The 12,951-nt window shown below is 43.2% G+C and carries 16 protein-coding genes and 1 pseudogene; 5 read left to right on the forward strand and 12 right to left on the reverse strand.

The annotated features are described in order from the left end of the window. Window positions 1-154: 154 nt before the first annotated feature. Window positions 155-502: pseudogene (locus tag O9290_RS00870) on the reverse strand (IS66 family transposase); the annotation flags it as partial. A gap of 231 nt (window positions 503-733) precedes the next feature. Here O9290_RS00870 and O9290_RS00875 point away from each other — a divergent pair. Beyond that, window positions 734-1,006, forward strand: a complete 273-nt coding sequence (locus O9290_RS00875) for a hypothetical protein (RefSeq protein WP_002757090.1) — start codon at window positions 734-736, stop codon at window positions 1,004-1,006. After that, window positions 1,003-1,380, forward strand: a complete 378-nt coding sequence (locus O9290_RS00880; protein WP_072927885.1) for a clan AA aspartic protease — start codon at window positions 1,003-1,005, stop codon at window positions 1,378-1,380. The genes O9290_RS00875 and O9290_RS00880 overlap by 4 nt, the downstream gene beginning before the upstream one ends. A gap of 402 nt (window positions 1,381-1,782) precedes the next feature. Here the strand turns inward: O9290_RS00880 and O9290_RS00885 are convergent, their stop codons facing one another. Both O9290_RS00885 and O9290_RS00890 read right to left on the reverse strand, forming a co-directional pair. Beyond that, entirely contained in the window at window positions 1,783-2,583 is an 801-nt protein-coding gene (locus O9290_RS00885; protein WP_261779426.1) for a DUF3800 domain-containing protein, read from the reverse strand. Window positions 2,584-2,635: 52 nt separating this feature from the next. Further along, window positions 2,636-2,770, reverse strand: a complete 135-nt coding sequence (locus O9290_RS00890) for a hypothetical protein (RefSeq protein WP_261779425.1) — start codon at window positions 2,768-2,770, stop codon at window positions 2,636-2,638. 192 nt (window positions 2,771-2,962) lie between these two features. Between O9290_RS00890 and O9290_RS00895 the strand changes: the two genes are divergently transcribed. Together O9290_RS00895 and O9290_RS00900 are read left to right on the forward strand one after the other, a co-directional pair. Then, complete coding sequence (locus O9290_RS00895; RefSeq protein WP_002761871.1) at window positions 2,963-3,205, forward strand: DUF433 domain-containing protein; 243 nt, start codon at window positions 2,963-2,965, stop codon at window positions 3,203-3,205. Beyond that, a complete protein-coding gene (locus tag O9290_RS00900) occupies window positions 3,189-3,563 on the forward strand; it encodes a DUF5615 family PIN-like protein (protein WP_147069385.1) in 375 nt (124 codons plus the stop codon). The genes O9290_RS00895 and O9290_RS00900 overlap by 17 nt, the downstream gene beginning before the upstream one ends. A gap of 266 nt (window positions 3,564-3,829) precedes the next feature. Here O9290_RS00900 and O9290_RS00905 read toward each other — a convergent pair whose 3' ends face one another. Together O9290_RS00905 and isiD are read right to left on the reverse strand one after the other, a co-directional pair. Continuing rightward, window positions 3,830-4,828, reverse strand: a complete 999-nt coding sequence (locus O9290_RS00905; RefSeq protein ID WP_002761882.1) for an adenosine kinase — start codon at window positions 4,826-4,828, stop codon at window positions 3,830-3,832. A gap of 164 nt (window positions 4,829-4,992) precedes the next feature. Then, entirely contained in the window at window positions 4,993-5,205 is a 213-nt protein-coding gene (gene isiD / locus O9290_RS00910) for a protein IsiD (protein ID WP_002732311.1), read from the reverse strand. Window positions 5,206-5,353: 148 nt separating this feature from the next. Here isiD and O9290_RS00915 point away from each other — a divergent pair, with 148 nt between their 5' ends. Beyond that, window positions 5,354-6,130 (forward strand): SDR family NAD(P)-dependent oxidoreductase, encoded by a 777-nt coding sequence (locus tag O9290_RS00915; protein ID WP_272104770.1) that lies wholly within the window; start codon window positions 5,354-5,356, stop codon window positions 6,128-6,130. A gap of 375 nt (window positions 6,131-6,505) precedes the next feature. Here the strand turns inward: O9290_RS00915 and O9290_RS00920 are convergent, their stop codons facing one another. The 7 genes from O9290_RS00920 to O9290_RS00950 form a co-directional block, all read right to left on the reverse strand. Beyond that, entirely contained in the window at window positions 6,506-7,192 is a 687-nt protein-coding gene (locus O9290_RS00920) for a helix-hairpin-helix domain-containing protein (protein WP_288056340.1), read from the reverse strand. A gap of 6 nt (window positions 7,193-7,198) precedes the next feature. After that, a complete protein-coding gene (locus tag O9290_RS00925; protein WP_045357333.1) occupies window positions 7,199-7,552 on the reverse strand; it encodes an NINE protein in 354 nt (117 codons plus the stop codon). Further along, window positions 7,549-7,761, reverse strand: a complete 213-nt coding sequence (locus tag O9290_RS00930; RefSeq protein WP_002761887.1) for a hypothetical protein — start codon at window positions 7,759-7,761, stop codon at window positions 7,549-7,551. Before O9290_RS00930 ends, O9290_RS00925 begins: the two co-directional genes overlap by 4 nt. 54 nt (window positions 7,762-7,815) lie before the next feature. Beyond that, the gene (locus O9290_RS00935; RefSeq protein ID WP_002761888.1) at window positions 7,816-8,097 is read right to left on the reverse strand and encodes a DUF2470 domain-containing protein; all 282 of its coding nucleotides are present in this window, start codon (window positions 8,095-8,097) and stop codon (window positions 7,816-7,818) included. Next, on the reverse strand, window positions 8,090-8,293 hold the full coding sequence (locus tag O9290_RS00940) for a precorrin-6A/cobalt-precorrin-6A reductase (RefSeq protein WP_288056338.1): 204 nt from the start codon (window positions 8,291-8,293) through the stop codon (window positions 8,090-8,092). Before O9290_RS00940 ends, O9290_RS00935 begins: the two co-directional genes overlap by 8 nt. Window positions 8,294-8,491: 198 nt before the next feature. Then, complete coding sequence (locus O9290_RS00945) at window positions 8,492-9,025, reverse strand: hypothetical protein (protein WP_002761892.1); 534 nt, start codon at window positions 9,023-9,025, stop codon at window positions 8,492-8,494. Window positions 9,026-9,839: 814 nt separating this feature from the next. Next, on the reverse strand, window positions 9,840-12,938 hold the full coding sequence (locus tag O9290_RS00950) for an efflux RND transporter permease subunit (RefSeq protein WP_002761896.1): 3,099 nt from the start codon (window positions 12,936-12,938) through the stop codon (window positions 9,840-9,842). Window positions 12,939-12,951 lie beyond the last annotated feature (13 nt).

Consider the following 12,951-nt stretch of genomic DNA (forward strand, 5'->3'; position numbering starts at 1 on the left):
AATAGGTTTTGATGCCATTTTTGGTGCTTTACTGTTTCTCAAATGCCTTTTTTCGCTCCTTATGTTTATTTTTATGCTCACTTTGATTTTTTCTCTCCGTAATTTCTCTCTGTGACAGCTTAGGGTGCGGAATGTGGGTTGTAACTATTCAGGTCTAGGGGTTGACAAAGAGAGAAAAATCAGCAGTGGGGATAAGAGAGACAACCGTATTCAAGGGGTGATGGACAGAGGCCAAAGCCTGACGGAAGAAAGTTAAAACCGAACGGCCTTGGGCGCGACAAGACTGAATCACGGTCAATAAACGGGCAGTATCGACAAAGCCACTGAAGGAGCGAGAACCACCAGCTATCTTGCGCTTAGTTACTCCCAAACGCAGAGAACGCTCGGCTCGGTTATGATCGGGAGAGACTTGAGGATGCTCGAGGAAATACCACCACTGATGGGACTTGTCCAGCAAGGATTTCAGCAATAAACCCGCAGCATAACCCGCCTGGGGTCGCCACACAGCTAAAGCTTACTCTAACCGCAGCGATCGCCGATCTTGTAGGGTGCGTTCCCTAATGCAAGTCCTACTGCTTCACTGATCGATTTTGGGGAACGCACCATGCCCATTGATTGAAACTGTGGGTTTAAGTGCGATGCCGCTCTTGTGGGCCCAGTTGGGGAATGTTAGCGAAGATTCCCGATGTTTAGGTTAAAATAGAGGGGCAAAAGTTGCAACAAGATCAATCCTATGACAGTTCGACAACCCCGCTATAGCAAAGAAGAATTTGCCCAGCGTGGCGATCTGATTTATCAAACTCAAATACGTCCACAAGTCGAATTGGGTAATCAGGGCAAAATTGTAGCAATTGACCTTGAAACTGGCGACTTTGAAATTGATGCGCGTGAAATATCTGCTTGCAATAGACTCGAAGCCCGTCACCCAGATGCTCAAATCTGGATTGTTCGAGTCGGTTCTCGCTATGTTCGCCGATTTGGTGGACGGACAAAGAGATTAGTATGATCGCAGGAATCGTTAACGCGGATTTTGAGGCGATTATTTCACTTTCGATATGTGACTCTGAAGGAAATATTTACGCGCAAGATGCGATCGTTGATACAGGTTTTAATGGTTGGCTTTCATTGCCACCAGACCTAATCGATCAGCTAAACCTGAAATGGAAAAGACGAGGACGTGCTATTCTTGGTGATGGTAGCGAATGCGTTTTTAATGTCTATGAAGCTCTCGTAATTTGGGATGGAGATTATCTGACTATCCCAATTGATGAAGCTGATTCCGAACCTCTAGTGGGAATGTCATTAATGGAAGGCTATCAACTCACGGTTCAAGTGTTTGAAGAAGGCAGCGTAGAAATCCGTAAAGTAAGTGCCGTCTAACACTGCGTTGGAGCCGACTACTAAAAAGCGATCTGCAAAATAGGACTTACGCACTGTACAAATTCACCATGATGTGTATAAACGAAAATCCGTCGTTTCAGACTTTTGGCGATTAACTTCTGATCGATAGCGATCGCTCAAAAGTCATCAAAAAATCACGTTAAAATGCCCGAAACCCATACCTCATATTTGGTCGATCCTGTCAATGCGTAAGTCCTAAAAAGTTAAAATTTGTCTGCGGCGGCTCAACTTTACCGCTAGACTTACTCAAAAGATTAAGAAATGCAAAACGCTTGACTAAATCTATCTGGTTGGGTAGTATATAAATGGAGCTCGGCTCAGGGGTAGTCGTATGACTGCCGCACCAAACCGCACCAAAACTGAGGTGGCGGTTTTAGTGTTTTAAAGCGAATTGTCGAAACAATAATACTTTATCCCCATTTTTTCAAGATTATCAGATGTTAAAACTGTATCAACTAACTTCTGGGACTGGATCAGCTCCTGAAATGCTCGATTTTGAGGCTGATCTTTAGATTTTGCTACAGGATACAAGCACAGGTCAGCGATTTGCAGGAGAGGGTTATGTTTAGACTTAGCCTCGATACCAGTGAGAACCCGCTGCATTTGGTTAGATGTTAGTGGTGCATATTTGGTTGATGTTTCAGCGCTGAAGGGGACTCCCGAATCTCTCAAGTCATTAAAGTAACTGGTTATGAGTTTGTCTTCGCTTCTACCGGCTTTTTCAAAGTAAACCATAACTTCTCCACCCTGAAGGACGACATACTTGCTGACACGCTCTAACAAAATTGAGAACGCACTCTTCATCATCTCCCATGTGTTGCTACCATATCGTTCAAGATACCGAGCTAGATAACCCTTTCGAGAAACAACACATCCATGAACGATAATAGGACACTGAACAATCGTAGCTGTCAAGTCCTGCAAGAACTGATTTTGCTCATCTTCCGACCTGAGTCCTAGCCAAGCAAAGTTTTTCTTTCGACTCCGAATTTCGTTGCCATGTAGAGGAACACTTTCGTCAATTCCCCAACGTTTTTTAAAGTCCGCAATTTGTAAACAAATGCTACTTTCATCATTGTGCTGAATTAATACTCCCCCAACAGCGAAGTAGCTAGCCGAGTCCTTGGGATTCGGCTTGGGACTACCACTCTCATCCATATAAAAGGCAAACGATTGACTCACGAAGATTGAACCAAGGTAAAGACACTGAACTGGAAAACCATCATACAATAATTCAATTGGTAGCTTGTTGTTTAACCAGTGCGATGCCGAAGGCACTGTGTAGCAGCACGCGATCGCTATCGCCGTAGGGTGCGTTCCCTAATGTGGCTCTTACTGCTCCACTAATAGATTTTAGGGAACGCACCATGCCCATTGATTGAAGCTGTGGGTTTAAGTGCGGTGTGGGCTAATCTGGCTAACAGGCTTTTGGGCGTGATATAAAGATAGTATGGGTGACGGTTTATCTGATGACGGAGAATGGATATGTGGAGGATGTTTTTCAGGCATTGCTTACCCCCGCTAAAGGTTAAAATGATCATGAAGAAATAGAATTACTCTAATGAAACTAGATCGTATTACGAGCAATCCAAACCGTATGAATGGGCAACCCTGCATCCGTAACCTTCGCCTTACGGTTCGTCGAGTGATTGAGCTACTGGCAACTTATCCCGATCGAGCAGAATTACATCAAGAGTTTCCGGAACTGGAGGATGAAGATATTCGACAAGCCCTAATTTTTGCCTCTTCCTACTTGGATGATCGCATCATTGAACTTCCTAATCGCTATGAAGCTGTTGCTTGATCAGGGACTACCGCTTTCTGCGGCAACTTTATTATGTGATGCTGGGATCGACACTATTCATGTTGGTGAAATAGGGATGTCTGAAGCTGAAGACTCAGACATTATCCAAAGGGCTAGAGACGAGGGACGGGTTGTTGCTACTCTCGATGCGGATTTCCATACATTGCTGGCACTTGATGTGGCGAAGACTCCTTCAGTCATTCGCATTCGGGTTGAAAGATTACGCGCCCAAGCACTTACGAATCTTTTGTTGACAGTAATCGCTGAGTGCGAGGAGGATTTGGAACAAGGATCAGCCATTACGGTTGAGCCAAGCCGTATTCGTATTCGTCGTTTACCATTAGTGTCTGATGTCTAACCGTTGCACACCGACCGTATTCAGTCTCTTTGTTGAGTCCGAGAAGTTACTAGCGGCGGGTGAACGGAAACGTTATACTGAATCGGTTTTTAATAGCATGATTAACCCCCAATCCAACTTGAAAAACCCGCTCCCTTCTTCCCACTCTTCCATACCTTTTAAACAGGATTTAGTATGACTATCTAAATTACTCGTTAAGACTATGAGCAGGGAGCAGGGAGAAAAAACCTGACTCCCGATGACTGAAAGCTGATCACTGACAAAACCTATCCCAAAACGATCAAATCGCGCAGGGATTGAATTTCCTCGGTTTGTAAACGCGCCCCAAAAGTAGAAACCACCCGGGCAGCCGCTAGAGAAGCGAGATTTCCCGCTCCTTTGTAACCCATACCGTGGGTAATACCGTAGAGAAAAGCCCCCGCGTACATATCCCCCGCACCGACGGTATCGATCGCCTGTACGGGATGGGGGTCAATTTCCAGGAGATTTTCGCCATCATAGATCAAAGAACCATTGGCACCCCGGGTGATAGCGAATCCTTTAGCAATGGTTTTAAAATAGGCGATCGCTGACTCGATTTCCTCGCTGCCAGAAATAGTCAAAGCTTCCGACTCATTAGCGAAAACGAAATCTAACCCCGTTCCGATCATTTCCAGTAATCCCTCCCGGAAGAAGATCGCCATATTGGGATCCGACAGGGATAAAGCGGTTTTGACTCCAGCAGCCTGAGCAATTTCTCGCCCTTTAATAGCGGCAGCTTTGGCAGTGGGAGAGGTGACGAGATAACCTTCGAGATAGAGATAATCGGCATTAACGATCGCTGAAGGGACTAATTCTCGTTCGGAAATTTCCCCGGTGATGCCGAGAAAAGTATTCATGGTGCGATCGGCATCGGGAGTGACGAAAACTAGACATTTTCCCGTGATTCCCACCTCTTTTTCGCCGCCGTGTTCATTGGTATGCAAACCACAGGCGCGCAGATCTTGCAGATAAAACTTACCTAATTCGTCATTGCCCACTTTACAGGAATAGAAACCTCTACCCCCCAACTGAGCGATCGCTACTAGGGTATTCGCCGCCGAGCCGCCACCGCTGCGTTTACAATCAAGAGCCAATTTTTCCATCAACTGGGTTTGACGATTTTCGTCCACCAGCGTCATCACTCCTTTATCGATGCCTAATTCTTGCAGTAATTCAGGAGAGACTTGAAATTCCATATCGACGAGCGCGTTACCGATCCCATAAACGTTGTATTGTTTGCCCATAATTTAGTCGATCGCCTAAAAATACTTTGTTATTGATAGTAGGGAAAGAAGGGGCAAAAAGCTAGGGGCTTTTTTCAGCCGGAGAATATCATAATCAAAAATAATGGGTGTGCTAGTCTCACACCCCCAGTAATTTGTGTTAAGTTTTGTTTAACTAAGCCACTTTAAGCCTCATCGTAGGCTTCTAGATCCAACAGATAAAGATAAGGTTCGGCTAATTCCTGCCTTTGAAAAGCGATCGCTCGCAACAGATGCCAATCCCGCAAAGCCTCGAAGGGGTTACTATACTCATCTTTTTCTAGTCGTTCGGCCAAAGAAGCAATATCAGCGGCGGTATACTTGGCAATATCTTGATCAGTGAAGCTTATAACTGTCATTTCTGCACCTCCCTCGACCTTTGTTCTATTTCTAGCCTAACATATATTCTGAGTTGAAAAAATGCCTTCCCCGCCAAGTTAAGAACTGTAAATGGAAGGGTAATTGTGGTACAATTCCAGCAAAAAAGCTATTTTTGATTGATCTTCTATGAAAACAGCCCTCATTACCGGTGCTTCCACCGGTATCGGCGTCGTCTTTGCCCGTCAACTTGCCCAACGGCAAATGGAGCTAATTTTAGTCGCTAGATCCAGAGATAAACTAGAACAATTAGCGGCGGAATTGGGGGAACAATACGGGGTAAAAGTGACAGTTATCGTTCAAGATCTGACCGTTGCTGGGGCGGGAAAGTTGGTATATGATACGGTGAACCAAAAAGGAATCAACGTCGATTTACTGGTAAATAATGCTGGTTTTGGTGATTATGGCGCTTTTAGCGAGCGGGATTTAGCCCGACAGTTAGAAATGATCCAGTTAAATAATCTGGTATTGGTGGAATTAAGCCACTATTTTCTCCGTCCCATGCTTGCCGGCACTGGGGGGGCAATTATCAATGTTGCTTCCATTGCCGGGTTTCAACCGCTGCCCTATCTTTCCGTCTATGCGGCGACAAAAGCCTTTGTCCTCAGCTTTAGCGAGTCTCTCTGGGCAGAAAATAAAGACAAAGGCGTTAAAATCCTCGCTCTTTGCCCCGGTCCGACGGAATCGAATTTTTTTGAGGTAGCCCGATTTCCCAGTGCCTTTATGGGCAAAAACGGCCGGTTAGATTCGGCGGAAGTGGTGGTACAAGAGGCTTTAACTGCCTTGGCAAACAAACGCCCCAACGTGGTAGCCGGTAAATTGGCTAATAAAATTATCGTCAATCTGCCCCGTTTTTTACCTAGAAGTTGGATCGTGTCTTTGATAGAAAAGCAATTCAAGCTCTAACTAGGGTCTGCTGAAAAAGTTTGTTGGTGGGGGCAGGGTGTGGGGTGTGGGGTGTGGGGTGTAGGGTTTTACCGATTTTGAGGTAGTCAGTTACCTAAAATTCAGGGAAAAAGTCCCTGAATTTTACCCCCGATCACTCTAATGGTCGGCACTTTTTGAAAGAAAAAAAGTCTAAAAGCCTTATCCAACAAGGTTTTTAGATTTATTCAGCAAACTATAACTAGAATAAAGGCTCTTCTCGACTTTGTGTGATAATTTTTGCTTATGAAATCGTGAAATGTTTACTGGGAAAGACTTTTAGGACTATTTGGTTAAATAAACTATCAGTATAGACCTCGTTTCCACACAGAAACCAGAAGAGCCGAATAAAGCGAATTAGAGCAATTGCTGATAGGATTTTAAGGGAATACCTGTACGGTTTCTCACTTCAATGGCCGAACGATAGACACCGTTTTTTTCTCTTTCGGCGACAATTTTATCAGCCACGGAAAAGTCAAGACCAAGATTGACTAATTCCGCAACGGAGTAGTAGTTTAAACAACGCCAAGAAACGTCAACTTCTTGGCGAATATCGTAGGCAAAGATAACTAAAGGTTCTAATTTTTTCAGATAATTTTCTGGTAAACCAGCTAGGAAGTGTAATTCTTCTAAATGGGTAAAAATATGTCCTTCGTTACGGACAGAAACGATATCATTGGCATAGACAATCGGCAACCCTAATTTATAAACCAGATCGTTGGTGGAACAACTGTTAATATCAATTTTTTCGAGAGGAGAGAATGACTGTCTAGAATTGGTTCTATTTGCCGAAGCTATTGGATGGGAATTAAGCTGTTGACGGATGTATAAACCCAGTCCGATTTGGGCAAACCAAATTACGATAAAAGACTCTTGTGTAAGGAAAATAAGGGAGATAATTGTCAAGGCAATGCCGACGGATAACCAACTTTGGTTATTGGTTTTTTTGCCAGCATTAGCAATGGCAAGCCCACCAAAAACTGGGACTAAGGACAGCCAGATCCACTCAGAAGATTCGGGAGGACGAGGAGAGAGATTAGACATATTTTTTCAAAGAGAATCTAAATATTTTCTGCGTTTTTCTTCGTATTCTTCAGCAGTAATAATTCCCTGATCGTAAAGCTTTTTAAGCTGGAGTAAAGTAGCGGTTTTTTGCTGGGCTGATTCTGGCAGTCCTCGCTCTCTACTGCTGGGGAGATAGTTAGGATTGTATTTAGCATCAAAAGCTTGATCGGACATGATGATTAAACCAATAAATTCAAAAAAAGCAATGATGCCGGGGATAAAAGTCCAGAAGAAAAGTAGATAAAAAATACCTGCCAAATTCTCCCCTAGATAAAACTTATGGATGCCAAGATAACCGAGAAAAAAGGCTAGTAAAGCCGCTATAGTTCTATTTCTCATAATTTTTGAGATTTCCCTAATTTAGCCAAAAGAAAGTATAAAACCACGATGCCTGTCTGTAATTCCAAGAGAGTAATATAACCCTTAACTAGATAATTTAATTCTAGGGAGGAATTAAAGGCAAAAACTAGCACACCCAAGACTAAAAAAGGCAGTAAACGCCAGCCAGACTTGGGTATTTTTATTCCCGTACTGTTAACCTGATTCATGGGCTAATTCTCTAGGTTGGTCTTTTTCGGTGATAGTCGCAAAATCGGGCTTTGTCAAGGGGTGGTTTGATTAACTTTTAGCATCTCAACGAGGATATTATGGGCATCCTTGGCTGATTCTAGGGTGCGCTCAAAAGGTATTCTAATTGTTTGACTCTCCCCTAATTTTTCTACGGCTAAATCCATGCCTTCGGGATCGATGGAGAGCATTTGAGCGGTTTCTGCATCGGTAATATTACCGTAAACTTGAGCGTAGAAAAGCACGGCCTCACCGTGATCTTTGTTCATGTGTTTACAGATGCGATCGCTAATGGCGGGAGTGATAGTTTCAGACATAATATTCCCGAAAAAAATCGATAATAAGGTGGGGACGGATAAAAGCCAGTTCAAATGGGGGGATATTAGCTAGGGTAGCGTAATTAATCGCTAATTGCCAGATAATTTGGGCGTGAGGATGGCAGGTATCAATAATAAGTTTAATATTATTTTCTTGACAAAAATCCTTAATTGTGCATTGCTCTAATTGTCCCACTTATGGTCAATCGGGGTAGAGAGTCAGATCCCGGGGCCGCCCGTGCAGTTAAATTGCCTGTTGAGATGAGACAAGAGGCAACAGTAAAGGGATGGGAGAGACTCAGCTAATCTAAGGATAGGGGGTTAAAATGCCTCTTAGCTTAAAACCCCACACTCTGTCCCCACCAACAAACTTTTTCAGTACACCCTATATATTTTATCGTTCACAACCGACAACAGAAGCGGTGTAGGTATTACCAATGTGCTGAATACCATTGACAAAAAGATTGACTAGAAAAGGTTGATCATTTGCCCGTACTGTGGCAGTAATTGTTAAGGGTTTATCGGGTTCGATTCGTACTCCATTAGTATTAAAAAATTCCTCGTTAGTTTGATCGCTATACTTGAGAAACAGCCGGATATCAAAGGAAGCAGCCTGGGGGACAGAAACCGTAACGATAAACCTCTGAAAACTTCTACCCCCCGGAACTGCCCAATCGGTATTCCAATTATTACGAGTTATCGTGACACCGAAAGGACCTGGAACAGTGGGTTGTGAGACAGTTTTCGTAACTTCACTACCTTCACCGCCTAATAGAGAAAGTGGCCGACAATTTTGCGCCGCTGCCGGTAGATGTAAGCTTAATAATACCGCCGATAGACCTAAGTAGAAAAGCACGGCATCACCGTGATCTTTGTTCCTGTGTTTACAGATGCGATCGCTAATGGCGGGAGTGATAGTTTCAGACATAAGATTCTGGAAAAAAATCGATGATAAGGTGGGGACGGATAAAAGCCAGTTCTAAATCGAGGCCAATGGGGGGGGATATTAGTTATAGTAGCCTAATTAATCGCTAATTGCCAGATAATTTGAGCTTGGGGATGGCAGACATCATTAACGAAGGCAGGGGGCGGTCGGCCGTTTTTGTAACGGGGATTTATGCCCCGCTCCCAAAACTTTTCGCCTTAAGGCGAGGTTTTAGACCCGATTTTTTCGATAACAGAGTTTACCCACAGATGGTGGAATTAAACCGATGCTCTGGGGTTGACCCTTCGGCTTCGCTCAGGGTCATTGATATTCTGGTCGGATTTCATCCCCCGCAAAGGTGAGTATCTTGTCGAAAAATCTAGCGGGGGCATTCATTCGACATTTTAGGTAAGATCCAGGGCTGCCCGCGCAGTTAAATTGCTTGTTTAGATGAAACAAGAGGCAACAGTAAAGGGATGGGGAGAGATTCAGCTAATCGGATAGGCGATTAAAATGCCTCTTAGCTTAAAACCCCACACCCGTTCGGACCTCGGCGTGAGACTTCGGTGTGAGACTTCGGCGTGAGCTTTTGTCGAACGCTCAGTAGTTGGCGTTGTCAGATCAGAATATGAAAGATGCAATGCAATCCTTGCTATCAAAGTAATTTCAGTTCCGGTGCTGATTCGGATCATCTTTCAATTTGACAACGCCTTTCCACCTCTTCGACCCCATCTTGCTCCCAAAAATGAGCGGACGATGAGTTAAGACTCTTCCTCACTCTTGATGGCAGGACAAAATGACTGCGATAATCATACCGTTACTGCGGTTTAGCACTCTGTGTAAGGTTTTTACGACCTAAGAGTAGATATACGGAAGGAACAAAATATAACGCTATTAAAGTGGCGCCACCTAACCCACCAACAATACTAATCGCAAGAGGTGGCCAAAAACCACTGGGATCAAATAATAAAGGGATAAACCCGATAATCGTGGTTAAGGTGGTTGCTACCACATGACGAGTAGCTCGCATAACCACATTTCGAGTTGCTCGACGTGAACCAAGGCTGGCTTGAGCATCATGACGCAAAGCGTCAAGAATTACGATTGAATCATTAACACAGATTCCTAACAGTCCAATGATCCCTAAAATCGCTGTAAACCCAAAAGGATAATTAAACAAGGCCAATGATCCTAAGCCTAGTCCTAAGGATAAAATCGCAACAAGAATAATAATACTTGCCATACGGAAAGAATTAAAAGTGAGGACTAAACTGGCCACCATAACGATCGCTAAAACCCCAAGAGTTGCAATCAAATTACTTAAAGCATCCTGACGTTCTCCTTGTTCTCCGCCAAAATCCCATGAATAACCATAGGGTAACTGAAAATTACTCATTTCTAATCGTTTTTCAAACTCAGAGAGTACTTGTTCCGGTAATACACCAGCCGGAATAAAACCCTGTATGGTATTCATCCTTTGGCCATTACGACGTGAAATAGCAACAATATCGGGGACAATTTCCACATTTCCCACCGCTGATAAGGGAACAATTGTCGATGAAGTTGCAGAATTTCCTGAAGATAAGAGGTTTAATGAGCTAATTTCAGCTAGATTGCTCCGTTGACTATTAGAAGTCCGAACTCTCACAGGTAGTTCTTTTGTTCCTTCTAAAATCGAGCCTCCGACTGTTCCCTCTAAACTGGTGTCTAATTGACGAGCAACGGCTCTTTTATCTAACCCTGCTAAACGTAGCTTTTCTTCATTAAGATTGACAGCTAATTTGGGCAAACTTTCGCTTAAAGTGGCGCGAGTATGGATAATATCAGGGGTTTTAGCTAATTCGGCGCGAACTTGATCGCCTAAAGCCTGTAATTGGGCTAAATCTGACCCATATAAGCGTAATTCAATCGGTGCATCAAAAGGAGGACCCTGTTCTAATTGTCGGACAATAATTTGCGCTTGGGGAAAGGCTTGATCTAATTCTTGCTGTAAGGTGCGAATTAACGCACCCGACTTGACGTTTTTCTGAAGTTGAACAATTCCTTGAGCATAATTAGGAGATTGTTCTCGATTTTGTAAGACATTGTAGTAAAAAGAGGGCGCACTTTTCCCAATAAACCATTGAACGTCTTGAATTTCAGGATGCTGTAAGATTAACTTTCGGGCTTGCATCACTTGAGACTGGGTTTCGGGTAAAGACGCACTGATGGGTAATTCAAAGGTTAAATGAAATTGTTCGCGATCGGTGGGGGGGAAAAACTGTTGTTGTAGGGTAGGAAAGCTCATAAAACCCCATAAGGGAAGAATAAGAATAAGGGCGATCGCTAATAAGGGACGTTGAAAAGTGCGATCTAAACTCCACTTATAAAGATAGGTTAAACGAGAATGGGTAAATCCGCTTTGCCACCAATATCCATTTGTGGGGGTTGGTTGCCAATGATGTAATCTTCCCGCTAAGGCAGGAATCACGGTGACAGATAGAATAAACGAGCTAATTAGGGCTAAAATTACGGTTACTCCAATCGTTCCCGTAAATTCTCCAGTTGCTCCTGAAGCGGTAGCAATGGGCAAAAAAGCGATAACACTGGTAAAGGTAGAAGCGAGTAAGGGAATAAAAATATGATGTACGGTAGTAGCAACGGCTTTGAGCGGTGATATACCTTCTTCTTCTTTTAAAGCCATTTGCACCTCATCAACCACAATAATCGCATTATCAATTAATAATCCCAAAGCGATAATTAACCCTGTCACCGAAATTTGATGTAGGGGAATGCCTAACACCTTCATACTGCCAAAAACCATCAAAACTGATAAAGGAAGGGATGTTCCCACGATTAAAGATGATTTCCAGCCCATGATCACAAAGGTGATCCCAAAAACTAAGACAGCCCCCATGATCAGGTTTGATAAAACCGAGTCCAGTTGTTGCTGCACATAACGACTTTGATTAAAGATAATGTGTAGGCCAATTCCTTGAGGAAGGTTTTTTTCAAATCTTTCTAACTTAGCCTTGGCGACTGTCATCCAAGAATCTAAGCGTCTATCAGATTCCACAAAAGCAGTAATTGCGATCGCCCGTTTTCCCTTAATCATCGCGACTTCTCTGGGGGGATCTTCAATTCCTTTACTAATATTTGCAATATCACCTAATCGCACTACTTGACTAGACGAACCTGATTTAATTGATAAACGATTTAAACGGTCTAAAGAATCTAATTCTCCTTCAATTTCCAGCAATAAGTTACTTTGTTCGCTTCGTAATTGGCCGGCAGCAACTTTGGCATCACTTTCTAAGATTTGTTGAGATAGGGACTGTATGGTTAATCCTAAATGGGTTAATTGTTGGGGAGCAACTTCAACTCGAATTTCCTCCGTAGGATTGCCAAATAATTCAACTTTTTCTGTTCCTTCAATTAACCGTAAATCATCTTCTAATTCTTGCGCCCAACGGCTCAAAATGCCATAATTCGGAGGGCTTGATAATTGCCAAGTTAAAGCAACAATTAAGGCGTTGGCTTTGGGTTTTGATTCTTCAAATTCAGGGAGAGAAGTTCCCGATGGTAATTGAGAAACAGCATCATTGACTTTATCACGAATTTGTGACCAAACGGGATCAACATCGGTAATTTGGTCATTTAATTCAATGGTAATGCTGGAGAAGCCAAGCTGAGAGGTAGAATCAATATTTTGAATTTCTTCGACTTCTAGTAAAGCTTGTTCTAATTTATCAGTAACTAGCGTTTCTACTCGTTCAGGGGTTGCGCCTGGAAATTGGGTGTTAATGACCGCAAAACGAGGGGTTAATTCGGGATCTTCCATACGAGGTAAACTGAAAAAGGAAGATAAGCCCCAAACGGCGATCGCCAAAATAGTTAAAACTAATAATCGGACGTTTTTATAAAAGATGGAAGACATAGGAGAATGATGA

The sequence above is a fragment of the Microcystis sp. LE19-41.2A genome (genome assembly GCF_027530405.1).
In the GTDB taxonomy this organism is placed as follows: Bacteria; Cyanobacteriota; Cyanobacteriia; order Cyanobacteriales; family Microcystaceae; genus Microcystis; species Microcystis aeruginosa.

Bases quoted from the DNA above. Each gene is read 5' to 3' on its own strand.
- O9290_RS00875 (WP_002757090.1), top strand. From the start codon at position 734: ATGACAGTTCGACAACCCCGCTATAGCAAAGAAGAATTTGCCCAGCGT.
- O9290_RS00880 (WP_072927885.1), top strand. From the start codon at position 1,003: ATGATCGCAGGAATCGTTAACGCGGATTTTGAGGCGATTATTTCACTT.
- O9290_RS00890 (WP_261779425.1), bottom strand. From the start codon at position 2,770: ATGGTGCGTTCCCTAAAATCTATTAGTGGAGCAGTAAGAGCCACATTA.
- O9290_RS00895 (WP_002761871.1), top strand. From the start codon at position 2,963: ATGAAACTAGATCGTATTACGAGCAATCCAAACCGTATGAATGGGCAA.
- O9290_RS00900 (WP_147069385.1), top strand. From the start codon at position 3,189: ATGAAGCTGTTGCTTGATCAGGGACTACCGCTTTCTGCGGCAACTTTA.
- O9290_RS00905 (WP_002761882.1), bottom strand. From the start codon at position 4,828: ATGGGCAAACAATACAACGTTTATGGGATCGGTAACGCGCTCGTCGAT.
- isiD (WP_002732311.1), bottom strand. From the start codon at position 5,205: ATGACAGTTATAAGCTTCACTGATCAAGATATTGCCAAGTATACCGCC.
- O9290_RS00915 (WP_272104770.1), top strand. From the start codon at position 5,354: ATGAAAACAGCCCTCATTACCGGTGCTTCCACCGGTATCGGCGTCGTC.
- O9290_RS00920 (WP_288056340.1), bottom strand. From the start codon at position 7,192: ATGTCTAATCTCTCTCCTCGTCCTCCCGAATCTTCTGAGTGGATCTGG.
- O9290_RS00925 (WP_045357333.1), bottom strand. From the start codon at position 7,552: ATGAGAAATAGAACTATAGCGGCTTTACTAGCCTTTTTTCTCGGTTAT.
- O9290_RS00930 (WP_002761887.1), bottom strand. From the start codon at position 7,761: ATGAATCAGGTTAACAGTACGGGAATAAAAATACCCAAGTCTGGCTGG.
- O9290_RS00935 (WP_002761888.1), bottom strand. From the start codon at position 8,097: ATGTCTGAAACTATCACTCCCGCCATTAGCGATCGCATCTGTAAACAC.
- O9290_RS00945 (WP_002761892.1), bottom strand. From the start codon at position 9,025: ATGTCTGAAACTATCACTCCCGCCATTAGCGATCGCATCTGTAAACAC.
- O9290_RS00950 (WP_002761896.1), bottom strand. From the start codon at position 12,938: ATGTCTTCCATCTTTTATAAAAACGTCCGATTATTAGTTTTAACTATT.